Annotated in this window: 27 protein-coding genes; 4 read left to right on the top strand and 23 right to left on the bottom strand. The window is 45.0% G+C overall.

What is annotated here, in order from left to right; translation table 11 throughout:
* Positions 1–121: 121 nt before the first annotated feature.
* The 4 genes from rplI to rpsF are packed head-to-tail and all read right to left on the bottom strand — an operon-like array spanning position 122 to position 1,565.
* Positions 122–574: a 50S ribosomal protein L9 gene (gene rplI, locus K0I73_RS02930; protein ID WP_220063057.1), complete on the bottom strand. Its 453-nt coding sequence runs from the start codon at positions 572–574 to the stop codon at positions 122–124.
* A 27-nt stretch (positions 575–601) separates the two neighbouring features.
* Positions 602–829 carry a 30S ribosomal protein S18 gene (rpsR, locus tag K0I73_RS02925; protein ID WP_011867078.1) on the bottom strand — a complete coding sequence of 76 codons (228 nt, stop codon included), beginning with the start codon at positions 827–829 and terminating at the stop codon, positions 602–604.
* An 11-nt stretch (positions 830–840) separates the two neighbouring features.
* Positions 841–1,146 (bottom strand): primosomal replication protein N, encoded by a 306-nt coding sequence (gene priB, locus K0I73_RS02920; protein WP_220063056.1) that lies wholly within the window; start codon positions 1,144–1,146, stop codon positions 841–843.
* Positions 1,147–1,154: 8 nt separating this feature from the next.
* Positions 1,155–1,565, bottom strand: a complete 411-nt coding sequence (gene rpsF / locus K0I73_RS02915; RefSeq protein WP_220063055.1) for a 30S ribosomal protein S6 — start codon at positions 1,563–1,565, stop codon at positions 1,155–1,157.
* 226 nt (positions 1,566–1,791) lie between these two features.
* On the opposite strand from rpsF, the gene K0I73_RS02910 reads away from it, so the two are divergent.
* The gene (locus tag K0I73_RS02910; protein ID WP_220063054.1) at positions 1,792–2,535 is read left to right on the top strand and encodes a DUF481 domain-containing protein; all 744 of its coding nucleotides are present in this window, start codon (positions 1,792–1,794) and stop codon (positions 2,533–2,535) included.
* A gap of 453 nt (positions 2,536–2,988) precedes the next feature.
* Here K0I73_RS02910 and K0I73_RS02905 read toward each other — a convergent pair whose 3' ends face one another.
* Positions 2,989–3,411 (bottom strand): hypothetical protein, encoded by a 423-nt coding sequence (locus K0I73_RS02905; RefSeq protein ID WP_220063053.1) that lies wholly within the window; start codon positions 3,409–3,411, stop codon positions 2,989–2,991.
* A 119-nt stretch (positions 3,412–3,530) separates the two neighbouring features.
* Here K0I73_RS02905 and K0I73_RS02900 point away from each other — a divergent pair, with 119 nt between their 5' ends.
* A complete protein-coding gene (locus K0I73_RS02900) occupies positions 3,531–4,685 on the top strand; it encodes an IS110 family RNA-guided transposase (protein ID WP_220061777.1) in 1,155 nt (384 codons plus the stop codon).
* 14 nt (positions 4,686–4,699) lie between these two features.
* On the opposite strand, the gene K0I73_RS02895 is transcribed toward K0I73_RS02900, so the two are convergent.
* The 10 genes from K0I73_RS02895 to zapE all read right to left on the bottom strand — a co-directional run bounded on the left by K0I73_RS02895 (position 4,700) and on the right by zapE (position 14,371).
* Positions 4,700–4,906 carry a hypothetical protein gene (locus K0I73_RS02895; RefSeq protein ID WP_220063052.1) on the bottom strand — a complete coding sequence of 69 codons (207 nt, stop codon included), beginning with the start codon at positions 4,904–4,906 and terminating at the stop codon, positions 4,700–4,702.
* A 126-nt stretch (positions 4,907–5,032) separates the two neighbouring features.
* Complete coding sequence (locus K0I73_RS02890; protein ID WP_220063051.1) at positions 5,033–5,689, bottom strand: hypothetical protein; 657 nt, start codon at positions 5,687–5,689, stop codon at positions 5,033–5,035.
* A gap of 674 nt (positions 5,690–6,363) precedes the next feature.
* Positions 6,364–7,104: a 23S rRNA (guanosine(2251)-2'-O)-methyltransferase RlmB gene (gene rlmB / locus K0I73_RS02885; protein ID WP_220063050.1), complete on the bottom strand. Its 741-nt coding sequence runs from the start codon at positions 7,102–7,104 to the stop codon at positions 6,364–6,366.
* Positions 7,105–7,133: 29 nt separating this feature from the next.
* A complete protein-coding gene (gene rnr, locus K0I73_RS02880; protein ID WP_220063049.1) occupies positions 7,134–9,587 on the bottom strand; it encodes a ribonuclease R in 2,454 nt (817 codons plus the stop codon).
* 42 nt (positions 9,588–9,629) lie between these two features.
* On the bottom strand, positions 9,630–10,250 hold the full coding sequence (locus K0I73_RS02875) for a tetratricopeptide repeat protein (protein ID WP_220063048.1): 621 nt from the start codon (positions 10,248–10,250) through the stop codon (positions 9,630–9,632).
* A 176-nt stretch (positions 10,251–10,426) separates the two neighbouring features.
* On the bottom strand, positions 10,427–11,722 hold the full coding sequence (locus K0I73_RS02870) for an adenylosuccinate synthase (protein WP_220063047.1): 1,296 nt from the start codon (positions 11,720–11,722) through the stop codon (positions 10,427–10,429).
* A gap of 66 nt (positions 11,723–11,788) precedes the next feature.
* On the bottom strand, positions 11,789–11,977 hold the full coding sequence (locus K0I73_RS02865; RefSeq protein WP_220063046.1) for a DUF2065 domain-containing protein: 189 nt from the start codon (positions 11,975–11,977) through the stop codon (positions 11,789–11,791).
* Positions 11,978–12,148: 171 nt separating this feature from the next.
* The gene (gene rpsI / locus K0I73_RS02860; RefSeq protein WP_220063045.1) at positions 12,149–12,541 is read right to left on the bottom strand and encodes a 30S ribosomal protein S9; all 393 of its coding nucleotides are present in this window, start codon (positions 12,539–12,541) and stop codon (positions 12,149–12,151) included.
* Between the two features lie 14 nt (positions 12,542–12,555).
* Positions 12,556–12,987, bottom strand: a complete 432-nt coding sequence (gene rplM, locus K0I73_RS02855; protein ID WP_220063044.1) for a 50S ribosomal protein L13 — start codon at positions 12,985–12,987, stop codon at positions 12,556–12,558.
* A gap of 277 nt (positions 12,988–13,264) precedes the next feature.
* A complete protein-coding gene (zapE, locus tag K0I73_RS02850) occupies positions 13,265–14,371 on the bottom strand; it encodes a cell division protein ZapE (RefSeq protein WP_220063043.1) in 1,107 nt (368 codons plus the stop codon).
* Positions 14,372–14,736: 365 nt separating this feature from the next.
* Between zapE and degQ the strand changes: the two genes are divergently transcribed.
* A complete protein-coding gene (degQ, locus tag K0I73_RS02845; protein WP_220063042.1) occupies positions 14,737–16,089 on the top strand; it encodes a Do family serine endopeptidase DegQ in 1,353 nt (450 codons plus the stop codon).
* Between the two features lie 242 nt (positions 16,090–16,331).
* On the top strand, positions 16,332–17,408 hold the full coding sequence (degS, locus tag K0I73_RS02840) for an outer membrane-stress sensor serine endopeptidase DegS (protein ID WP_220063041.1): 1,077 nt from the start codon (positions 16,332–16,334) through the stop codon (positions 17,406–17,408).
* 489 nt (positions 17,409–17,897) lie between these two features.
* Here degS and K0I73_RS02835 read toward each other — a convergent pair whose 3' ends face one another.
* From K0I73_RS02835 to mlaD, 8 genes are all read right to left on the bottom strand, one after another.
* The gene (locus K0I73_RS02835) at positions 17,898–19,574 is read right to left on the bottom strand and encodes an Ig-like domain-containing protein (RefSeq protein WP_220063040.1); all 1,677 of its coding nucleotides are present in this window, start codon (positions 19,572–19,574) and stop codon (positions 17,898–17,900) included.
* A 194-nt stretch (positions 19,575–19,768) separates the two neighbouring features.
* On the bottom strand, positions 19,769–20,398 hold the full coding sequence (locus K0I73_RS02830) for a response regulator (RefSeq protein WP_258405273.1): 630 nt from the start codon (positions 20,396–20,398) through the stop codon (positions 19,769–19,771).
* On the bottom strand, positions 20,379–21,728 hold the full coding sequence (locus K0I73_RS02825; protein WP_258405272.1) for a sensor histidine kinase: 1,350 nt from the start codon (positions 21,726–21,728) through the stop codon (positions 20,379–20,381). Before K0I73_RS02825 ends, K0I73_RS02830 begins: the two co-directional genes overlap by 20 nt.
* A gap of 202 nt (positions 21,729–21,930) precedes the next feature.
* On the bottom strand, positions 21,931–23,190 hold the full coding sequence (gene murA / locus K0I73_RS02820; RefSeq protein WP_220063037.1) for a UDP-N-acetylglucosamine 1-carboxyvinyltransferase: 1,260 nt from the start codon (positions 23,188–23,190) through the stop codon (positions 21,931–21,933).
* Positions 23,191–23,199: 9 nt separating this feature from the next.
* The gene (locus K0I73_RS02815; protein WP_220063036.1) at positions 23,200–23,457 is read right to left on the bottom strand and encodes a BolA family protein; all 258 of its coding nucleotides are present in this window, start codon (positions 23,455–23,457) and stop codon (positions 23,200–23,202) included.
* 13 nt (positions 23,458–23,470) lie between these two features.
* Positions 23,471–23,764 (bottom strand): STAS domain-containing protein, encoded by a 294-nt coding sequence (locus K0I73_RS02810; protein ID WP_220063035.1) that lies wholly within the window; start codon positions 23,762–23,764, stop codon positions 23,471–23,473.
* A complete protein-coding gene (locus K0I73_RS02805) occupies positions 23,764–24,396 on the bottom strand; it encodes an MlaC/ttg2D family ABC transporter substrate-binding protein (RefSeq protein ID WP_434086708.1) in 633 nt (210 codons plus the stop codon). Before K0I73_RS02805 ends, K0I73_RS02810 begins: the two co-directional genes overlap by 1 nt.
* A gap of 32 nt (positions 24,397–24,428) precedes the next feature.
* Complete coding sequence (gene mlaD / locus K0I73_RS02800) at positions 24,429–24,902, bottom strand: outer membrane lipid asymmetry maintenance protein MlaD (protein WP_220063033.1); 474 nt, start codon at positions 24,900–24,902, stop codon at positions 24,429–24,431.
* Positions 24,903–24,959: the final 57 nt, after the last annotated feature.

Genomic DNA, 24,959 nt, shown 5'->3' with positions numbered 1-24,959 from the left:
AGCTTCTAGCTTCTAGCTTCTAGCTTCTAGCTTCTAGCTTATTAACATATTTCAGGCATAAAAAAAACACCGCCTAATCAACTTAGTGCGGTGTTTTCTTTAAAGCTTTTAAACTGAGGTATTAGTCTTCTGCAACAACAGAAACTTTAACAACAGCTTTAACTTCAGTGTGAACTTGAACATCAATTTCGTATTCACCAGTAGTGCGGATAGCACCTAGTGGAAGACGAACTTCGCTCTTAGCAAGTTCAACACCAGCAGCGGTTACTGCATCAGCGATATCACGGTTACCAATTGAACCGAATAGCTTACCTTCGTCACCAGCTTTAGAAGCGATAACAACAGGCTCAAGTGCGTTGATCTTCTCAGCGCGCTCGTTTGCAGCAGCTAGATCACCAGCTAACTTAGCTTCTAATTCAGCACGACGTGCTTCAAAAACTTCAGTGTTAGCAGCGTTAGCAACAACAGCTTTACCTTGTGGTAAAAGGTAGTTACGTGCGTAACCCGCTTTTACAGAAACTTGGTCACCCAAGTTACCTAGGTTAGCGATTTTATCTAGTAAAATAACGTTCATTTTATATTCCTCTAAATTGATGCGGTATTACTGATGTAAATCAGTGTACGGCAGTAGAGAAAGATAACGAGCACGCTTAATAGCGCGAGCTAGTTGACGTTGATATTTAGCGTTTGTACCAGTGATACGGCTAGGAACAATTTTACCACTTTCAGTGATGTAGTTCTTTAGAGTAGCGATATCTTTGTAATCGATCTCTGTAACGCCTTCTGCAGTGAAACGGCAGAACTTGCGACGACGGAAATAACGTGCCATGTGACAGTCTCCTAAGTTTTCAATTCGACATTTTCAGCGTGTAATACCAAACGGTTTTGGCCATTTCGCCCCTGTTGTAGGGCAATAAAACCTCGAACCTCGATATCCACACCGGTTTTCAGCTTGTCTGTAACGCTTTCAAAGCGTTCACCACTCAATACCACTTGCATCTGACAGTATACGTTTCGGAGCATTTCTGCTTCATAAACCTGCGATTTGTGTTCCAACATAATCACGCTATGCGCAATGCCCGCTGGGCTTTTAAAGCTTCTAGAACGGGTTATGGTTCCAGATAACACCAAATGATTGGTGGTCACAGAAAAACTTACTCAGCTGTGTTTTCAGCGGCTTCTTCAGACTCATCAGATGCATCAGCAACTGGACGGTCTTCGCTAGAACGACGTGAATCACGCTCGTCTTTCGCTTTAGCCATTGGAGAAGCTTCAGTGATGGCACCTTTAGTGCGCATAACCATGCTACGAAGAACAGCGTCGTTGAAACGGAAAGCTGTTTCTAGCTCTTCAACCGATTCTGCAGTCGCTTCTACGTTCATAAGAACATAGTGAGCTTTGTGCAATTCGATGATTGGGTAAGCCAATTGACGACGGCCCCAATCTTCTAAACGGTGAACTTGACCGCCAGCTTGGGTAAGAATACCCGTGTAACGTTCGATCATACCTGGCACTTGTTCACTCTGATCAGGGTGAACTAAAAATACGATTTCATAATGACGCATTTTTTGCTCCTTACGGTTATCTAGCCTCGTTGTTGGCTCAGTCAGACCAAATGGAGGCAAGGAACTAATTAAAGTGACTGAATTAAGCCGCGGAATATTACATGGGAAGAGGATTAAACTCAAGCGATATCTTTCGCTATTGCCTTTGCCCATCGGACAGTGAAACGGTATGATGGTCCACTTAAATAAAGCCTCCATCAATTCGACTCGTTCAAGAATAAAAATAATGTTAAGAGCCAGCTTTTTTTTCGCATCGCTTTGTCTATCTCATAGTGCATGGGCATTGGTGCCACCAGACTATCAGGAGCCTCCAAGCGACTTCTCAGCCGAGATAGAAGCTGGCTTGCAGATCAATACAGGTAACACAGATTCAAGCAGCTTTAATGGCCGAACTAAGTTGGTCTATGACACCGATAAGTTTCGCCAAGAAGGCGTATTTAAAGCTTATTACGCAGCCGATGCAGAAACGACCACCTCTGAGAAGTATGATATCCAACTTCAGTCGAGCTATAAATTCTACAAAGGTTATGTGTTTGCACGCGGTGATTTTACCGACGATAGATTTGGTAGTTACACTCGTATCTCCATCGTTTCAACCGGTTACGGTTTCGATGCCATCAACGGCAGTAGCACAAAGCTCAGTTTAGAGGTCGGCCCAGGTTATCGGTACAACTTGCCACAAAGCAGTGAAACCATCCCAGAGCCTGAAGCCGACCGCGAGATAATTCTTCGTACCGCGGCCAAATTTGAGCAAAAAATCCACGAATACACCAGTTTCAACGCCGATCTCACCGCCGAAGTGGGCGAGTCCAATAACACCTTGACCCTAGACATGAGTTACAAGAACACCCTCTTCCAAGATTGGGCGTTTAAGATAGGCATGAACGTCAAGTACACTGACGTGGTTCCCGAAGGCTCAAAGCAGACAGATACCGTCACCACCTTTAATCTGCTTTATACCTTTAAATAAAAGTTTGCGAACCTTGATGAGCACAAGGTTTCAATGCTGATTTGATAAGGTAGCGTCTACCTGACTTATGTATTTGAAAGGGTGCTTTGAACCATGGCTTCTTGGTGTATTTATCACCTGCGGTGGGCTCATGTGCAGATATGCCTGTGAGACGCCGTGAATATATCCCTATAGGCTCTACCGAAACATCCCTGTTTCGGAAGCTCACTGGCGTATCTACACCAGGTATCCAACGTCTCTTCGATTTAACGTTACTGAGCGGCCAAGTTCTAAAACATTTTTGGACATTTTGAGTTAGGACTTTTGCTCTACTATGTGAGTTTAAGATTAATATTTCTATGGCTAACGCCCCAATCACCGGGCCAGCGGAGTGGAGCAATTTTTGTGGTATAAAGGAGCGTAGCGACACCACAAAAATTGCGCAACATAGCTGGCTCCGCGTGCATTGGCTTGTTACATGTTTTCTTGCTGATAGGCCACCAAGCGCTTAGCATCTTCTCGCACACTATTTGGAAAGGAAGTATTAGTTGCAATTTCTCTAAGTATTTCCAATACCGGCCTACCATCAATTGCTTGAATGCCACCGTTTATCATCCGGTTGAGCATAAATACGCTCATTTCATGGGGCTTACTTAATACAGAGGCTGCCAGTTCAGTTTCGTAACCACCTAAACCTTCTAAACCGTGAACAATTGACCAAAAGACACCATAGCCATCATGATCTTGGTTGCGCTCTAACAAACCAAGTAAAGGCTTAACAGCCTTTCGATCATTTGCATTGCAGGCTTCATCTATTAGTTCATCAAGAGACTCCCACTCGTCATTGACTGGTGTGTACTCTTCGATGTCTTTAATTATGGCTTCGATATTTCTCATGATTCGTACATGTAGACATAATGACTCCCCACAAAGATGCTGATCTCCAATCAATCGTGGGTTAGCTGAAAGCCAGAGCCATACTAGTTTTGTTCATAAACTAAAAATTGGAGATCAGCATGAAACAACATAGCACACTTTTTATTGGCCTTGATACGCATAAAGAATTCGTTGAAGTTGCTTATATTGAAGAACAACGTGGAGCGCAAGCCGTTCATTACGGTAGAGTTTCTAGTGCGAAGGCCTCAATCACCAAACTCGCTCAACAATTCCAATCAAAATATCCTAACGCTATATTGCATTTCGTCTACGAAGCTGGACCTTGTGGCTATTGGGTTTATCGCTTACTCACAAGCCTTGGTCATTGTTGCTATGTAATAGCTCCTTCTCTAGTTCCTAAAAAGCCTGGGGAGAAGGTCAAAACGGATAAGCGAGATGCGCTTAAATTAGCAAAGTTACTTAAATCTGAAGACTTAACCCCAATATATGTACCAGAGCCAGAAGATGAAGCTATCCGTGACTTATCACGTGCGCGAGAAACGGCAATGAAAGATTTAAAAGATGCCAAATATCAGCTCAAAGCGCTGCTATTACGAAATAATATCAACTATAAAGGCACCGCTAACTGGTCACTACAACATTTACGCTGGTTAACAGAACTCATCTTGCCCCATCCTAGTCAACAGATTGTCTTACAAGAATATTTACAAACCATTACCGAACGCCTATCAAGGCTTAAGCGGCTCGATAATGAATTGGAACATCATGTAAAGAATTGGCGCTATTATCCTGTTGTGAAAGCAATCCAAGCTCTTAGAGGTGTAAGGCTGTTAGTGGCTACCGGAGTGATTGCTGAACTAGGAGATCTCACCCGGTTTGATCACCCTAGAAAACTGATGAGCTATCTGGGGTTAGTACCTTCAGAACATTCAAGCGGCGGGAAACGGCATATTGGAGCCATCACAAAATGCGGTAATAGCCGTGCTCGCCGATTATTAGTAGAAGGTGCTCATACTTACCGTTACTCAGCTAACATCTCAACGGATTTACAAAAACGACAAGAAGGCTTACCAAAGCAGATTATTGATATCGCATGGCAAGCGCAATTAAGGTTATGCAGACGCTATCAACGATTAATGTATAAAGGTAAACACTACAATGTCGTCGTGACGGCTATTGCACGAGAGATGATTGCTTATATTTGGGCTATTGCAAGAGAAGTGGTGTTAGTACAAGTTGACCCTAAATTACGGATAGCGAGAGTTCCTGCATGAGTAACGATTTTGAGTTAATGCGGTTGATTAGGCATCGGGTGTGGCACAACCACCGACGGCGTTAGGATGGCAATACGGCTAATCCTGTATTGAACCACGAACATAGACTGACGACAGGTGCCACGACGGATCAAGTAAGGTAGGCGCTGCTTATTGAAAAATGAGTAATCCACGGATCCCAGCATGACAACCGACGAAAGTACTTGCCTCATCGTCTGCATTAACTCAATCCCATAGGGGGTAAACTAAAATTGGCTTAAAAATTTAGGCCTATATTGTTACGTTCTGCTTGACGTGGGGAGTCATACCAACGCCTCATTCAGCGGTTTGTCCGCTGCAATGCTTTGTTAGCTTTTTTGTAAGCAAAAAACTGTCACAACAAGCGATTCATTTACAGGAAAACCAAATAGCCCTGAATCAAGCACTTGAAAGCGGCAACTTACATTCATGCTACTTCCAAGACACCTTTGAATATTGCTCATTCGAGTATCAAGCAGTCCATCAATATTATTTGCTCTTGGGCTAATTCTAAGCCTACTGACTGTTGCAATGAACCCTGTTTCCAGACGCTTTGACTGGTGTCGTTCAGTCGCTAGAGCTTTCAACCTCTTTGCGTCTTTAAGCAACTGACGATTACTTAACGATCGCTTCACTTCAATTACATGCCTTAGCTTCCTACTTTTCTTACTGGTAAGAACAATATCAAATCTCCCACCATCTCTGAGATCATCACCGTTTTCTGCACTATTTACTCCCAAGCCAAGAAGAGCCTCCTTAACTGGCATCTCGAGCCTATAACCAAGACTAGGGAAAATATTAGTTAACCTATGAGCAATAAGAACATTCAAATAATACTCAGGCATTTTTCTTATATGAACCCCGGTATTTTCAAATGATTCTTTTGATGCAGACACAATTGCTTCGATAATTGCGTCTTGAATATTAATTTTTGTTGCTCTTATCAAAGTAACCTCGGAGAAAGCTAACAGCTTATTCGTGCGCATGCGCGTTTACCTCGTTGGACCAGTGAAAACGCGCACAGTTAACTATCTGTATGTAAAGAACTTAACAGTATTCTGTTAAATATACCATCCGGAAAAACGCGCATGCGCGTTTCCCAAACCTATTATCTAACCTACATGCTTTATAACCACATGATTTTAATCACATTTATTTATATCGGAATGTGAAAACGCGCACGAAGTTGGGATAAAAATCGTCATGATTTCAATATGACTGTATGCCTGTCCAGCTTTTAAGCATTGCAACATTTGAGTGAAATGGATGAAAATTTCTAGGCGAGAAAGTCTGCTTGTAACTACTCCGCAAACCAGGTGCTAACTCACTTTGGGGCATAAATAAGCTAGCTAATTAGCTCCTGAAACACACAAATACCGTTCAATCGAAGAGATGAAAATACTGGGTGTAGATGCATCTGCGGACGTCGATGGCAGGGATGCCATCGTCGAGCCTCCAGGGAGGGATTCACGGCGTGTAGCAGATGTATCTGCACATAAGCGAGCCGCAGGCTATAAACAACAGCGACGGTAACGCTAAAACCACGTAACTAAATGACCATGTCGTCAAACGACAGATACAAAAATGCCGATGAAGTCTCCCTCATCGGCATTCATCAACCTTGAGTCACCGACTCAAAATTCAAAGATCGAATTCCCGATCACCCCAACCTTTGGCGAACCGCCTCAAACAAACAGATCCCGGTTGCTACCGAGACATTCAAGCTTGAAACGCTACCCGACATAGGGATTGACGCTAGCGAGTCGCAACCCTCGCGAGTTAAACGGCGTAGGCCTTTATCTTCTGCACCCATGGCAATCGCAATCGGACCTTTAAGATCGGCTTTATAAAGATCGTGCTCGGCTTCACCAGCAGCACCAACGATCCAGATACCCTTTTCTTGTAATGCTTTCATAGTACGCGCAAGGTTTGTCACCTGAAATAGCGGCACCACTTCTGCAGCGCCACAAGCAACCTTACTCACTACAGGTGTTAAACCAACTGAGTTATCACGGGGAACAATCACTCCATGAACGCCAGCAGCGTCGGCATTACGTAAACAGGCACCCAAGTTATGAGGGTCGGTAACGCCATCAAGGATCAACAAAAATGGCGTTTCGGTCTTTTCGACCAATGCCAATAGATCATTGTCATTGAGCTGTTTAACCGCTTTAACTCGCGCTAATACACCTTGATGCTGAGTGCTGCCCGCTTTTTCATCCAGCGCCTTACGTGAGGTCTTCTGAATCGACACTCCATACTGAGCCGCTATTTCAAGTAAAGGGGCCAAACGCTGATCGTCACGACCTTGTAATACCCACATCTCAATCACACGTTCGGGACTATGGTTTAGCACAGCTTCAAGTGCATGAATGCCGAAGGTGATATCTTGTTTTTTCATCTATTTGGTTTCTCTTATTTCTGCGCTTATTATTTTGCTTTACGCTTAACGGGTTTACGTTTCTTGGCACCCGTTTTAGCGGTACTGCTCTTGGCTTTGGCTGTGCGACTTTTAGCGCCGCCCGCTTTACTACCACTGGCTTTACTTGCAGCGGGTTTACTCACGCCAGCCTTAGCACCGCTGCGACGAGGCTTTTTAGCCTTTGTATCGCCAGCCTTACCCGCTTTAGCCCCTTCAAGGTTAACTCGCTCTCGGGCTGTTAGTGGCTTTTTGGCTTTAGCTCTTCTTGGTGTGCGTCCTTCATCATCGACCATCATCAAATCAATTTGACGATCATCAAGGTTAACGCCAGCCACTTTTACGGTCACTGGGTCGCCAAGTTGATAGATCTTTCCAGAAGCTTCACCCACTAAGCGTTGGCGCATATTATCGTATTGATAATAATCACTGCCTAGACTAGAGATGTGCACTAGACCGTCGATAAACAGATCGTTAAGACGAACAAACATACCAAAATGAGTCACCGAGGCGATGACAGCATCGAAGGTGTCGCCCACATGATCTTGCATAAACTCGCACTTGAGCCAATCACTCACATCGCGAGTCGCTTCATCGGCGCGGCGCTCAGTGGTAGAACACTCTTCGCCAAGTAGATCAAGCTCTTCAATCTTATAGTGATAACCGCCATCAGGGGTCCACTTATCGATGCTTTCACCACGCTCTTTGGCTAACAAGTAACGAATAACCCGGTGCAGCACTAGATCGGGATAACGGCGAATGGGGGAAGTAAAGTGTGAATACTCCTCCAATGCCAAACCGAAGTGGCCTTGATTATCTGGGGTATAAGTCGCTTGGCGCATTGAGCGCAGCAACATCACCTGAATAAGTTCGGCATCGGGTCTACCTTCGATCTTTTCCATTATCCCTTGATAATCGGCTGGCGTTGGCTCTAGGCCACCACTCATGGTTAGCCCGCGCTCTTTAAGGAACTCCTTAAAGTTGGCTAGCTTTTGCTCAGATGGCGCTTCATGCACACGATAAAGCACTTCACCTTTATGCTTCTGCACAAATTTAGCCGACGCGACGTTGGCCAAAATCATACACTCTTCGATGATCTTATGTGCCTGATTACGGGTACGTGGCTCGATGCGATCGATCTTACGATCGGCATTAAAGATAAACTGGGTTTCTGTGGTCTCAAAGGCGATAGCACCGCGCTGAGCACGGGTTTCATCCAACGTGAGATACAAAGATTGTAGTGTCTTCAGGTGCGGGAATATTGGCTTTAGCTTATCACTCACCTCGCCGCCTTCCAGCATATCGGCAACCTGGGTATAGGTTAGTCGAGCATGGGAATGCATCACCGCAGGGTAAAACTTATAGCCAGATAACTTACCCGCTGCTGAGATAGTCATCTCAGCCACCATACACAGACGATCGACCTCTGGCATCAAGGAGCATAAGCCATTAGAGATCTTCTCTGGCAGCATTGGGATCACTTGCGATGGGAAATAAACCGAGTTACCTCGAGCACGCGCTTCTGTATCTAAGGCGGATTCGGTGCGCACATAATGGCTCACATCGGCAATCGCTACCCATAAACGCCAGCCACCACTTTTTTTGGTTTCGGCATACACAGCGTCATCGAAATCGCGTGCATCTTCGCCATCAATAGTGACCAGCGGCAGATGCCGCAAATCGACACGGCCCTGCTTATCGGCCTCGGTCACTTCATCTGGGATCTTACGCAGTTTCTTTTCGATGATACTCGACCAAGTATGAGGCAGATCGTAATTGCGCAGTGCAATCTCAATCTCCATCCCAGGCGCTAGCTCTTTACCTAAAACTTCGGTGATCTTGCCTGCCGCTTTGATATGGCGACCGGGGCGTCGAGTTAACTCAAGCACCACTACGTCGCCTTGACGGGCACCGCCACGATCTTCATCTGGGATTAAGATCTCTTGGGTAATACGACGATCATCGGCAATAACAAACGCCATACCCGAGTCGATGTGGAAACGTCCGACCAATGCCGCTGTACGTTGACGAGTTAAGCGTACAATACGTGCTTCGCGGCGACCTTTTCTGTCGACGCCTGCTTTTTGCGCCAGCACCTTGTCGCCGTGAAAGTACATCAACATGTCACGGTTATTAATATAAAGGTCGTCACCACCTTCATCGAGTTTTAGAAAGCCGAAACCATCGCGGTGGCCGATAACCGTGCCGCTGAGTAAGTCCATACGCTCTGGTAAACCGTAGGCTTGACCACGAGTAAACACTAACTCGCCGTCTCTTTCCATCGCTCGTAGGCGACGACGCAATGCTTCTAACTGTTCTTCATCAACAATTTTTAGCGCTTGGGCTATTTTTTCACGATTGAGGGGTGATTTCTCTGAACGCAAGTAATCTAAAATATACTCACGACTGGGAATGGGGTTGTCGTACTTCTGTTGTTCACGCTTTAAATGCGGATCTTTGATCATTCAATATCCAAAATGTCAGCCCTTGCTTCTTGCGTAGGGCAATTACCGGGATCTCAGATGCTCCTGCTTTGCCCTATCTACCGCACTGGCGGGCATTTTTGCTTCTAGCACCATCAATAATTTTAAGGCTTGTTGCTTCGTTGCCTCATCACTAAATACATCATTGTATAGCCAATGATAACCCATCTCGTAATCTCTGGGGCTACCATAGCCTTCGCCAAACAATCTTACTAACATCATTCGTGCTGGTAGATCGCCACTTGCGGCTGCGGGCAGCGTGTATTGCACTGCGCGCTCTTTATCTTGGATCACAAACTTACCATCATGGTAATACTCGGCAATCCTCACCATTGCTTCTGCGCTGCCTTGCTCGGCTGCATCACGAAGCAGTGAAATTCCCCTCGGCGGATTAGCTGGCACACAGATGCCATAATTAAGCATCTCCGCCCAAAGGTACTGATATAAGGGTTGTTTTAATACTTCAGCGCGCGCTTCAATATCTTGCACCAACTGACAATCATCGCCTTTGACCTGGGTAAGATAAGATTTATCTCGGATCATATCGATTAATTGCTCTTGGCTGTAAATATTCACAGCTTGAGTTTCTGCGTAGCTCACTAAAGATAAGGAACTCAAAATAATAAAGAATACAAATCGTAGCATAACAAAATTCTCTATATCGATTTCGCGCCCTGCATCGCCTCTCGGCATATATTCAACACTGGGCAGTATAACTTATCTTATCGGCCGCTTGGCAATTACCTTAAAGACTCTTGCCTAGTTATAACGGTTTCTTTTATCTGACTCAATAAAAAGGCCGCTTAATGCGGCCCTTAATATTAACTGAACGGATTCACTAGAATCATGGTCTCGTTTCTATCGGGACCCGTTGAGATAATATCGACTGGCGTTTCCAGCAACTCTTCAAGGCGCTTGATGTAGTTCAATGCCGCTTGTGGCAATTGATCAACAGAAGTTGCACCGAAAGTTGATTCACTCCAACCAGGCATAGTTTCTAGAACAGGTGTTACCTGCTCATAACCTTCAGCCGCTAGCGGAGTGGTGGTTGCTACGGTACCATCTGGGTATTGATAGCCAACACAGATCTTAACTTCTTCTAGTCCGTCTAGAACGTCTAGTTTAGTTAAGCAGAAACCGCTAACACTGTTGATTTGAACTGCGCGCTTCATCGCGACAACGTCCAACCAACCTGGACGACGCTTACGACCAGTAGTCGCACCGAACTCGTGCCCCTTAGTACCTAAGTAGTCGCCGATTTCGTTTTTCAATTCCGTTGGGAAAGGACCTGCACCAACACGAGTGGTGTATGCCTTCATAATACCCAAAACGTAATCTAGATGACGTGGACCAAATCCTGAACCTGTTGCAACACCACCTGCGGTAGTATTAGAAGAGGTTACATATGGATAAGTACCGTGGTCGATATCTAGTAACGTGCCTTGAGCACCTTCAAATAGAATTGGCTCGCCAGCTTTGCGTGCCTGATCAAGCAGCTCAGATACATCTGTACACATGCTCTTCAAGTAATCAGCAATTGCTAGAGCATCTTTCAATGTCTCTTCGTAATCAACTGCTTCGCACTTGTAGTATTCAGTCAGCATGAAGTTATGGTAAGCCATGACTTCTTTTAGTTTAGCCGCAAACAATTCTGCATCAAACAGATCGCCTACACGTAAACCGCGACGAGAAACTTTATCCTCGTATGCTGGACCAATACCACGACCCGTAGTTCCAATAGCATTATTGCCACGCGCTTTTTCGCGAGCGATATCTAACGCACAATGGAATGGAAGGATCAGAGGACACGCTTCAGAGATAAGTAGACGTTCCTCTACAGGTACGCCACGCTCTTTAAGCATGTTGATCTCAGTCATCAGAGCGTCTGGCGCAAGCACCACACCGTTACCGATAATGCATTTTACATTATCGCGTAAAATCCCTGATGGAATAAGATGAAGAACGGTTTTGTCACCATCGATTACCAGTGTGTGACCCGCATTGTGGCCACCTTGGTAACGAACGACATATTTGGCCTGTTCGGTAAGTAGATCGACTATCTTACCCTTTCCTTCGTCACCCCATTGGGTGCCGAGAACTACGACGTTTTTGCCCATTATTTGCTGCAAGGTAGTGGTTAAAACGGGATTTTAGCAGATCTTAGGGGGGAAGTGGCAAGTAATTTATGAAAAAATAATCAATATGACGATGCCTGCGGTCACTAAAGCTCCACCTAACCTTTGCAAAACCCGCTGATTTTGATTAGAAATTTCCTTCAAATATGCTTGCCAACGGTTGGGAAATAAAAGTGGCCCAATACCTTCAATAATGAGCACTATCGCCAACACTAACATCAGAAGTTGAAATGACATAAACGAGTGTTTCCTATACAGAACAGTAATGCCCATCAGTATAACGAAGCGATCGACTCCGCGTGTCTTCGGTAAACTGATTAAAAGCGAATAGATGAGCTAAAAATAGCAGAATTTAGCCATAAAAAAACCCAGCATAATGCTGGGTTTTTGAATTTTCGAAGCGAAATATTAACGCTTAGAGAATTGTGGCTTACGACGTGCTTTACGTAGACCCACTTTCTTACGCTCAACTTTACGAGCATCACGGGTAACGAAACCAGCAGCGCGTAGAGAAGGACGTAGAGCTTCATCAAGTTCCATCAATGCACGAGTGATACCGTGACGGATTGCACCTGCTTGGCCAGTGATTCCACCGCCTTTAACAGTTACATAGATGTCTAGCTTGTCAGTCATTTCAACTAGCTCTAGTGGTTGACGAACAACCATACGAGCAGTTTCACGACCAAAATATTCGTCAAGTGGACGTTGGTTCACGACGATGTTACCACTACCTACTTTAGCGAATACGCGAGCAGTAGATGTTTTGCGACGGCCAGTGCCGTAGTACTGAGTTGCAGCCATTTGCTTAATCCTGTTTAGATATCAAGAACTTGAGGTTGTTGTGCAGCGTGGTTATGTTCTGTACCAGCGTAAACTTTAAGTTTACGGAACATGGCACGTCCTAAAGGACCTTTAGGTAACATACCCTTAACTGCTTTCTCGATGATCATTTCAGGCTTATGATCTTGCAGCTTTTCAAAGGTGATCTGCTTGATGCCACCAATGAAACCAGAGTGCGAGTAGTACACTTTGCCTTTCGCTTTATTACCAGTAACAGCAACTTTCTCAGCGTTGATAACGATGATGTAATCGCCAGTATCTACATGAGGAGTATACTCAGGCTTGTGCTTACCACGTAGGCGAGCAGCAATCTCAGTAGCGATACGACCTAAAGTTTTACCTTCAGCATCAACAACATACCAGTCGCGAGTAACGGTTTCTGGTGTAGCAGTAAAAGTAGTCTTCATTTACAAAAACCCAATGTTAAAATTCTGTCTCACATGCCGTCATTCATCATTAAATAACAACACAAAAAGTGCCATTCTCTACCCCTTCGAGCAAAGAATAAGGCTTTACATCTTCCGCCTTATTAGCGGAGTAACGAGGGCAGGTCGCGAATTATAGACAAAGCTGAGTTAAAAATCATCTAATTTTTTAGCTAATTTGCAGGAATTCTTCAGCTTTGCCTTCTAGAAGTGGTGAAATGGTTAAAAGTAACAATTATTCCTTTTGCCATTTGAAGTATTAAGGCAAGTGCTCTAGCGCGAGATATTCATGAGATTGCATTTCGGTGAGTCGTGAACGGCAGCGTCTAAATTCAAACGACAACAAACCTTCGATGTAGATCTGTTCTAGTGCCACCTCTGCAGAAACAATCAACTTAACGTTACGCTCATAAAACTCATCCACCATTGCCAAAAATCGGCGCGCGATATCATCCCCAGTCGTTTGACTGCCCATCTGCTCAACATTACTAAGCAACACAGTATGATAGATGCAGGCCATCTCCATATAATCTCGCTGACTGCGTGGGCCATCGCATAGGTCTCTGAAATTAATCAGCAATACGCCTTGAGCTTGTTTACGTATAGCAATTTCACGACCATCAATATCAACTGGTGCTTCTGATACTTCTGATTCGGGAGCCAATTGATCAAAATAGCTAATCAAGTTTGTATCGGCCTGCGCATCTAATGGGAAATGGTAGATTTCAGCCTGCTCAAGTGTACGCAGACGATAGTCGACACCACTATCGACATTGAGGATTTCACAATGCCGGTTAATGGCCGCAATAGCGGGAAGAAAACGCGCCCGTTGTAAGCCATTACGGTACAACTCGTCAGGAATGATATTCGATGTGGCCACCAAGGCGACGCCTTCGGCAAATAATGCCTCAAACAGGGTACCTAACAACATGGCATCGGTAATATCTGAAACAAAAAACTCATCGAAACAGATAACTTGATATTGCTCGGCCATTCTTTTGGCTATCACCAATAAGGGATCACGCTGGCCTTTCAAGCCATCTAAGTCTAGGTGAATTTGGTGCATAAAGCGATGAAAATGCGCCCTTAGCTTTTTATCACCAGGCAAGGCATCGAAAAAGGTGTCCATCAGGTAGGTCTTGCCACGTCCTACGCCGCCCCACAAATAAAGCCCTTTGACTTGTGATTTCGATTTCCCCAAAAAACCAAACAGCTTAGAAATACCCGAAACAGGCTGCTGAGCCGCAACTAATTCGTCATAGACACGCTGCAGTAATTTGACCGCTTGCTCTTGTGCGAGATCATGAGAGAACTCGGCACGCTGTAAATCTTGCTGGTAATGTTCCCAAGGGGTGAGATGCGGCACAGTAAATATTCTCTTCTATCCTTAATTCAACGGCCAAATGGTATCACGACAGTCAGTAATTCCCATAGATATCTGTTGACGAACATAACCCGACCATGAACAAGTTAGATATTACTCCTTGCCTTACAGTCAGTAACGACATGCTCGGCCGTATCTAGCTTATTAGGAGAAGTGAGATAATCGATTGATCGCTAAACCCTATCATGATCAAATAATTAACCTTTGTTAATCAAGGTGAACTTTAGCTAAATACCTATAGTCGGATTGGATAGCAGATTTAAGATTAACAACTTGATTTGAGGTAAAACAGCCTTATATCTAGGGTGATCATAAGTCCATTATCCCCAATTTGGAGTCATGAATTGATGAAAACAAAACTATCACTAATTTCAGCAGCAGTATTAAGTGCCACTCTTATGGTGATGCCAGCCGTATCACAGGCTGCGATTCCATTAGCCGTTGGCGGCCAACAAGTTCCGAGCCTTGCGCCTATGCTAGAAAAAACCACCCCAGCCGTAGTTGCTGTCGCGGTTTCAGGAACCCATGTCTCTAAGCAGAGAGTGCCTGATGCATTTCGTTATTTCTTTGGCCCGAATGCACCAAGAGAACAGGTACAAGAACGCCCTTTTAAAGGCTTAGGCTCAGGGGTGATCATCGATGCAGATGAAGGCTATATCGTCACCAACAACCATGTCATCAATGGCGCCGATGAAATTCTCATTGGCTTATCAGATGGCCGCGAGATTGAAGCTAAACTGATCGGTGCCGATGCTGAATCTGATATTGCCCTATTGCAGATAAAAGCCAAAAACTTAACCGCCTTAAAACGTGCTGATTCTGACGAGTTACGCGTAGGTGACTTTACGGTGGCGATTGGTAACCCATTTGGACTTGGGCAAACCGTGACCTCAGGTATTGTCAGCGCCATGGGTAGAAGTGGTTTAGGGATAGAGATGCTAGAGAACTTTATCCAAACCGACGCTGCAATAAACAGCGGTAACTCGGGTGGGGCACTGGTCAATCTCAATGGTGAGTTAATTGGTATCAACACCGCGATTGTGGCGCCAGGCGGCGGGAATGTGGGCATTGGCTTTGCCATTCCGGCAAACATGGTTAACAATCTGGTAGACCAAATTATCGAACATGGTGAAGTTCGCCGTGGGGTTCTAGGTGTCAGTGGTCGCGATCTGGATAAAGAGTTGGCCGAAGGCTTTGGTCTCGATACGCAGCACGGTGGATTCGTAAACGAAGTGATGTCAGACAGCGCCGCAGACAAAGCTGGTATTAAGGCAGGTGACATCATTGTTAGCGTTAACGAACGCCCCATTAAGTCATTCCAAGAACTCCGCGCCAAAGTGGCTACAATGGGCGCTGGCGCGAAAGTCAAACTTGGGTTAATTCGCGATGGTGATGAAAAAACAGTGACCGCCGTGTTAGGTGAAGCGAGTCAGTCGACAGAAACAGCCGCTGGCGCCATCCATGAAATGCTCGATGGCGCGACACTTGAGAATGCGAAAAAAGGTGTTGAGATAACGGAAGTCGCTCAAGGCTCTGCCGCTGCGGCAAGTGGCTTACTAAAAGGCGATCTTATCGTTGGCATTAACCGTACTCGTATAGATGACCTTAAAGAGCTAAAAGCAGAACTTAAAGACACCCATGGTGCCGTTGCACTTAAACTGTTACGCGATGGAAACAACCTTTACCTTGTATTGAGATAGAATTTAGCCCTAGCAAAGAGGCCATGAGATGTTCATGGCCTCTTTCATTTGCCCTGTATATTAGCTAATTCAACCGAGAAAACGGATAAAAACACTGTTTGAGCGACTTTATTAATATGAGCACTGATTTATCACATTCTTTATTACGCCATGGTGTCATCTCAGCTTCTGAAAAATCGCCATTAGTGCCGTATAAATAAACATGTTAATCTAACACTACTTTTCGCATAATTATCTGAATCATGACTCTAAAAGACACGGTGATCTATATTGGCAAAGCAGCACTATTTGGCCTAATCATGGCTGCTGTCTTTCTGGTCATTACGCCACTTATTACAGGCAATAAGCAACAGAACAGCTTTTTTCAATCTCGCGGTCAACACGGCATTGAACTGTCATTTTCACAAGCAGTAAGGCGCGCCGCTCCAGCTGTGGTCAATATCTACAGCCTAAGCATAGATCAAAGCCGTCCTCTCAATTCAGGCTCGCTCCAAGGCTTAGGTTCTGGGGTGATAATGAGCAAGGAAGGTTACATTCTTACCAACTATCATGTGATTAAAAAGGCTGACGAGATCGTTGTCGCCTTGCAAGATGGTCGTAAGTTTACCTCCGAGGTCGTCGGCTCAGATGCCGTAACCGATATCGCTGTACTAAAGGTCGAAGGTGATACCCTCCCTGTTGTACCGATCAATCTAGACATTCCAGCTCAAGTAGGTGATGTCGTGCTAGCGATCGGTAATCCTTATAATCTAGGACAAACCATCACTCAGGGGATTATCAGTGCCACTGGGCGCAATGGCCTTAGTTCTGGTTATCTTGATTTCTTGCAAACCGATGCAGCGATTAACGCTGGTAACTCTGGCGGCGCACTTATCGACACAAGCGGTCAACTTATCGGCATCAATACGGCGGCCTTCCAAGTCGGCGGCGAAGGTGGCGGTCATGGCATTAACTTCGCTATACCCATCAAACTGGCTCATAGCATTATGGGTAAACTGATCAAAGATGGCCGAGTGATTCGTGGGGCATTAGGTATTACTGGTGAACCGATTAATCCAGTCATGGCGCAAATCCTCAATCTTCCTGATTTAACTGGCGTATTGGTCACCGATATTGACCATCAGGGTCCTGCGGCCCAAGCCAAGCTAAGACCACGCGATGTGATCACCAAGTTTAATGAAGAAACGGTTCCTGGAGTTGAGATGCTAATGGATAGAATAGCCGAAACCCCACCAGGCACTCAGGTAAAAATGACCATCATTCGAGATGGTAAATATTACGAAGTTCCTGTGACCATAGGTGAAAATTCAGGCCAATAAGTTAACCGCTATAAAAAAGCCAGCAATCAGCTGGCTTTTTTATAGCGTGCACACTTAGGACACTATAGATGGACTATTTGTTTGAGTCAGTCTTAAATAACCTGAGCCAAAATGCACACTCCAGTATTGCACCTATGAGCAAAAAGACCAGTGCTCCCAGTTGCATTCCTATGCCGTAGCAGATTAAAGCCGCTACTAATAGCCCAATTAATACAGCAATCCTTTTGCCATGCCCCATAACCTCTCCTTAGTTATCTATTCTTCCGTATTTAATTATACAAGCTCAACAGCTTATCTGCTTTTATGATTAAATTGAATAAACATCCCGTTATTAGGGCCTGTTGATCCCTAACGACTTTTTTGAACACCACCGGCTCCCACAACAAAAGACCACTTTGATCCTTAGACTAAAGTGGTCTTACTTAACGAGAGAGAAAGTTAGGCAGCTTTTACTTGGTTAACTTTCCACTTTCTACATAGTGAACTTCGCTATTTATGCACCTTAGAGAGCGCTGCCGCTTTATCGGTGTAATCACCATGGCAGTTACCACAGGTAAACTTAGCTGTACCCCAAGGCATTTGGTACTTGCCATCATCGGTAAACTGCTTCGCATCTGCTGCAAGGTCTAAGGTAAATAGGTGAGACTTGATGTCACCAAATACCACATCAGAAGTCCCCATCTTAGGCGCTGTCGTTACTGCACTCTTAGCCAGCTTCGGCATATGACAATCGGTACACTCAGCCATCACACCATGCCCAACTGAACCGCCGCCATCGGTGAACGCCATAGTGTGACAGTCAGTACATGCTTTCACCGCATTCATATGCAGACCATCGCTACTATCTTGATTTTTGGTCGACTTATGTGAATCGTGACAAGTGGTACACGTCATACTGCTCTTCGGACCAATTTCATCACCCGCTTTATAAGTGCCGTGATCTTCAGGTACAACCCCTAACAGCTCATCAGCAGTTTGATGATGCTGCGCAAGTCCACCCTTAGCGATAATACGACCACCCACTTTTGTACCGTTAGGGAATGCTTCATTGTAGTGGCTCACAAATGATGGGTAATCTTTCTCACCATCACGAGTATGACACTCAGCACAAGTCACAGCTTTGCCATAACCCATATCATCAGCAAGGAAGTCTTGGGTAGTACGCGCAGTCGCTATCTTGGTAATATTGTCTTTCGAAGGTGCTTTGACATGGAAGCTACCGGCTCCGTGACAAGATTCACACTGAATCCCTTGTTCGGCAAAAGTACCATTCATACCCGGCAGGTCGTCTTGTCGATCAGGATTACGATCATCCCCACCCGCCACATCTGTGGTGCGTTTCCACCCCGTGGTATGGCAGTTACCGCAACTGTATTTCACATTAAATTCGGTATCTTTGTAGTTACCCATCACATCAGGGTCTGCAGGATGATTATCTGGTGTATTAAGCTCGCCCTTACTGTTATGGATGTTATATTGAACGTTTTTACCAGTCACAATATAACCGTCTTTATCCATCCAGCGCATCTTCCACTGATAACCACCAACAACATAGGTTACATCGTCATAACTGGTTGGCGCACCAAGATCATTATTCGGCGTAGAATCAACCAATAAGTCGATTGCACCAGTAATGGTCGTTTCTGGCGTATAGGGGAAGCTTGGCTGCTCACCCGCGTTAATTTTTTGAATTTTGAAGTTGTGGCCAGTCTTAGAAAAGGATGCATGCTTATCACCATGGCATCCAGCACAGGCTGCCGAGCCAACATAGGCAAGCACTTCAGGCTCTGGCATGACGGCGGCCTCAACGGTCACTGTGACTTCGCCAATCGCCTCATCGGTGCCATCTGTAATGGTATAAGCGAACTTTACTTCGCCTGCCGATGTTCCTGCAGTAAAATCGACTTTACCCTCTTTTATCACTGCACTGGTTGAATCAACAGATACAAGCATTAAGGTGTCACCATCGGCATCTGTGTCATTGGCTAACACGTCAATGGTAACCATTTCAGACGTTGTCACTTTAGCCGTATCAGCAACCGCTGCAGGCGCACTGTTCTCTTCGACTGGTGGCGTTACCGTTTCGTCATTATCACTACCACAGGCCACTAGCATAGAAATCATACTAGCTAACAGTAGCTTTTTACATGGAATTTGATTGTTCATTTGTTCATCCTCTCGTGGCTTATGACAATCACCAACTTTGCAGGGAGGGCGATTGATATGTCTCTTTGGACATGAGCACAGTATTTGCGCTTTATCACTAAAGGGATAGATGAGGCGATTTCACAACAACACAGCGTTTGTGAATTTCAGTTATCAGAAGAATAAAAAAACAATCTAAATCAACAAATTGCAAATCATGACAGGTTGTGATTTTGTAGAACGAATTGACCAGTCGTCGTCAAAAGGTAGAGCTTGTTCTCATTTTGTTGCACTAGGCCCGCTTTCTTTAATTGCCGCAGATGAAAGTTAAATTTGGTGTGGTCTTCCACATCAACTAAACGGCAGAGATCCATAAACTTTAACTGTTTATGGGTGCCTAATTGCTTGAGGGTTTGTCGCCGCAAAGGGTTGGCTAAGGCGGCATAAACACTATCGGGATCGATATCAGACGCTGATTTTAATAGCTGCTTCTCTGCAATACTGCGCTTTATGGTCATCAATAGCTCGCCAGCATTAAAGGGCTTGGTCATCACGCTATCAGCGCCTTTCTTCATCGCATCGACAGCGGTATCAACGGTCGCGTAGGCGGTAATGATGACTATGGCTAGAAAAGGATTCAGTTGCCGCAAATTAGATATCGCCTCGACCCCAGTCATCCCCGGCATGAGCAGATCCATCAAAGCAATATCGAAAGTATCCCGCTCACAAGCCACAATCGCCGCTTCAGCGCAATCAACCGCGGTCACCTGATGCGCTTCAAGCTCTAATATCTCCACCATATTGATACGCAGATCGGCATCATCTTCAGCAATTAAAATATTCACCGTCACCTTCCTCATCGATGGGAAAATAAATATCGATTTGTGTTCCCTTGCCTAACTCACTCTGTATTCCCATCTCACCATGGTGAGCGCGAACAATGGCATCACAGATAGCTAATCCCAAGCCAGTGCCCTGACCTATAGCTTTGGTTGAAAAGAACAGTTCGGTAGCACGACTCACTGTTTCAATATCCATACCATGGCCAAAATCTCGTACCGATAGACAGATAGCGTCCTGATGACTGTTAATCGTCAGCAGGATCGTCCCTCCCGGTTCGCTCGCATCCATCGCATTAGACAGCAGGTTTATCAATAACTCTTCGAGCTTAATCTTCTGGCCATTCATTTGGATATCTTGATCGCATTCAACGGTGATCTGAAAATCGCGCCGTTTATGAGACAACAGCCTTATCGCTGCCTGAGAAACCTTGGCAAGGTTAACCAACGAAAATGACTCAGAACGAGGCCGAGCATAGGCCAGTAACTCTTTGCTAATATCGGCAGCGCGACTAATTCCCATCCTAACTCGGTTAACATACTCCTGCTGCGCACTATCGGTTATGGGGTATTTTCGTTCCAACAACTCAAGGGCGAGTGAGGATGAAGCCAAAGGATTATTGATCTCATGGGCGACCCCAGTGGCTAATCGACCAATGGCTTTAAACTTGTCAGCCTCTATCGCGCGCTTTAGTTTAGCTTCAGTCTGCATCTCTCGTTCAATATCAAATACTTTTAAGGCTTTAAATAGGGTAAACAAAATCATGCCACTGGCTAATGTCCGTAACACTGGAACCCCAACATGTAGGTCTGTTGCAACCAAACCTGCCATGATGCCGTAGATCCATAGGCCTAATCCTGTGGCAATAAAATAGTGCCCGTATTCATGCTCAGCTTTCATTAAGCTATAACCATAAATCCCAATACCACAGCCAGCTAAAAATGCACTGCCAAAGCCTAGCAAGAGTCGAGTGTAATGGGCGGCCTCTCGAAACAACTCCTCGGACAGGTTTAAGGAGCTAGAAAAATAGATCACCACCATAAAGTAAACCGCTAAAATCGCGATGATCAGCCCCCGACCAACCTTAGCAATAGCCGCTGGGACGATACCAAACAGCAACCAAGCAAAAATCATTAAACTAGCAAATGAGAGTGCTAATTTAAGCAGCCTTAGCCACTCCACTAATATTTGATATTGAGGCTGAATGTCATCTTCAAACAAAATGACATACAGCTCTGACCATTCATGGAAAGCATGAGAGAAACCAAATAACGCGAGCGCCCAAAGCGTGGGCGAGATAGACAACTGGCTATACTTAAAATTACGAAATAGCACTACGCAGCCAATGGAAAAAAATACCAAGCCGTAGAAGAGATAAATATTAAAAATAATAAATGTCGACATCGGCGCATAATAGCAGCTATCAACCAAGGCGATAGTGAGCTTATTGGCAATTTAGAACATAAGAATACGACAAATAAAAAAGCCATCGAAATATCGATGGCTTTGAAATCATTGCAAATTAGTAGTCAAATGATTAGCTCACTCTAACCACTTCTCCGCCAAGGCCTTTGAACTTATCTTCGATATGCTCATAGCCTCTATCTAGATGATAGATACGGTCAACCGTAGTAACACCGTCAGCAACAAGGCCTGCAATAACCAAACTGGCGGACGCACGAAGGTCGGTTGCCATTACCTGAGCACCATTAAGTTTCTCTATACCTTTAATGATACAGGTATTCCCCTCAAGCTCCATGTTGGCCCCCATACGGATCAACTCAGGGACATGCATAAAGCGATTCTCAAAGATGGTTTCAGTAATGGTTGCAGTGCCTTGTGCTAATGCATTAAGTACACAAAACTGCGCCTGCATATCCGTAGGAAAACCAGGGTAAGGCATGGTTTTAATATTAACGGCACTCGCTCGTTTACCTTGCATATCGAGCTCAATCCACTCTTCACCAGTCTCGATCTTAGCCCCAGCATCTTCTAACTTAGCTAGCACTGACTCCAAGGTTGAAGGGTCGGCAGCGGTGCAACGAATTTTACCGCGAGTGACTGCCGCAGCAACAAGGAAGCTCCCCGTTTCAATACGATCTGGCATGACACGATAATGACAACCGCTTAACTTTTCCACACCGTGAATACGGATAGTATCTGTACCTGCGCCAGTGATTTTTGCACCCATGGCGATCAAGCAATTAGCCAAATCGATCACTTCAGGTTCACGCGCTGCGTTTTCAATTACCGTCTCGCCGTCGGCAAGCGCTGCCGCCATAATCAGGTTTTCGGTTGCGCCAACACTAATCATATCCATGAAGATATGTGCGCCTTTCAAGCGTCCATCGACACGGGCTTTGATATAACCCTCCTTGACCTCGATCTTAGCCCCCATCTGCTCTAAACCATGCAGATGTAAATTAACAGGACGAGCACCGATAGCACAGCCGCCGGGTAGCGATACATCCGCAGTACCAAAACGAGCGAGTAATGGTCCTAAGATCAGGATAGAAGCACGCATGGTTTTCACTAACTCATATGGCGCACAAAACTGATTAAGTTCAGTGGTTGAAATGGTGATTTCGCCATTATCAGCGCGTTGAACATCAGCACCTAAGCAACGTAACAACTCACAGCTGGTATTAACGTCTCTGAGGTTAGGAACGTTACTGACCACAAAGTCTGATTCGGCTAAAACACCTGCCATAAGGATAGGAAGGGCAGCATTCTTTGCCCCAGAAATAACCACTTCACCGGCAAGTGCACCACTAGCCTGAATTTTTAGTTTATCCACAATGAGTCTCTAACCTGGCATGTTGAAGATTTTTTCACGCTTCCATTGCGTCGGAGTAAATGCATTGATTGTGATGGCGTGTAACGCACCACTAGTGACCTGTTCCATCAATGGTGCATAAATCATCTGCTGCTGTTTAACGCGGCTCGCGCCATCGAAGCACTCGCCAACCGCGACGATTTTATAATGCGTGCCATCTTGGCTCACATGCACCTCTTCTAGGGAAAGTGCCTCACTCAGAAGCTGCTCAATTTCTTTACATTCCATGAACTTATAACCTTTAATTGGCTTCTTCGACGAAGAAGTCTTGTAAATCATATAAATCTATTAATTTCTGCAACTGCTGCGGTGGATGGCATAGAGTCAAACTAGCGCCAGCCCGATGCTGCAGGGCAACGATATGTAATAACAGTGCGACGCCTGCGGTGTCACTATAATTAATCGCTGACAAGTCTATAGAGGCGACTCCTAGAGTCACTAACTTGTCGACTCTAGGCCAAAGCCGTATCACTTCAGTTTGTGATAACTCACCGCTGACATAGCAGGTGTTTCCTTCGTCCTTAAATTCAAGCATTACAGCTTGGCATCCTTTTTACCTAAACTAATATGGCTGCTGGTGTGATTCTCTAAATCTTCAATCACTGAATCAATTCCATTTTGACGGATTAAATTAGAAATTTCAGCGCTTTTTGACGACAGTAAACTCACCCCTTCCGCAACTAGATCAAATGCCTTCCACGTATCATCCTTTAAGCGCCGAACTCTAAATTGCAACTTAATCGGTGGCCGTCCCTGTTCGATGATCTGTACATTGACATCGACCATCTTCTCGTCAGCAAAACTCTTCGCGGGTTCAAACTCCACTCTCTGATTTGTGTATTCAGTAAATGCCTGAGCATAGGTTGCAACTAAGTAACTTTTAAACGCCTCAGAAAAGCGATCTCGCTGCTCGGGTGTACTTTGCCTTAAATAGGTTCCCATCACCTTATAAGAAGCATACTTATAGTCGATATAAGGCATCAGCTCGTCAGAGACTATCACCTTAAGGTGGTCAGGATTCGCCTTAATTGTGTCAATATCCTGATGAAAGCGGGCAAATGTCTTATTCGCGACCGATTCAACCATCGCATAGGGGTCTTTAATATTGACTTCGATCTCCTGTGCAAATGCTGCAATGCTAACTAACATCGCCACACCAGACAGCATCACTTTCCATACATGTTTCATAATCATCTCTATTAATTATCTTTTGACTTAACGCTATACAAAAACTGGCCTATCAAATCTTCTAACACTAAGGCTGAATGCGTATCTTGGATCTTGTCACCATCTTTAAGCATGCCGATATCATCCATAATAAAGCCCGGGGTCAGGCCCAAAAATTGCTCACCTAACAAACCCGATGTCAGGATAGACAAGCTACTGGTTTCAGGAAACTGATCATACTGCTTATCCATTGCCAGCTCGACAACCGCCACTAACTCTTGGGGCTCTAGACTAATATTCGTTACTCGGCCAACCACCACGCCACCAACTTTTACTGGGGAGCGAACCTTAAGCCCACCAATGTTGGTGAACTTGGCGTACAGGGTGTAATGGCTCTGGCCAGGTTTGACTTCGACATTCGCCACATTGAATACCAACACTAAAAACGCCATCAAACCAGACAGAATAAACAAGCCAACTAATAGTTCAATTTTTCGAGTCAACATACTCTCATTACCACTCAGTTTTATACATACCACGACGCGCGGCACATAAGTTCATCC

The organism is Shewanella mesophila, assembly GCF_019457515.1.
GTDB classification, from domain to species: domain Bacteria; phylum Pseudomonadota; class Gammaproteobacteria; order Enterobacterales; family Shewanellaceae; genus Shewanella; species Shewanella mesophila.
This window is presented reverse-complemented; position numbering and strand designations above follow the sequence as displayed.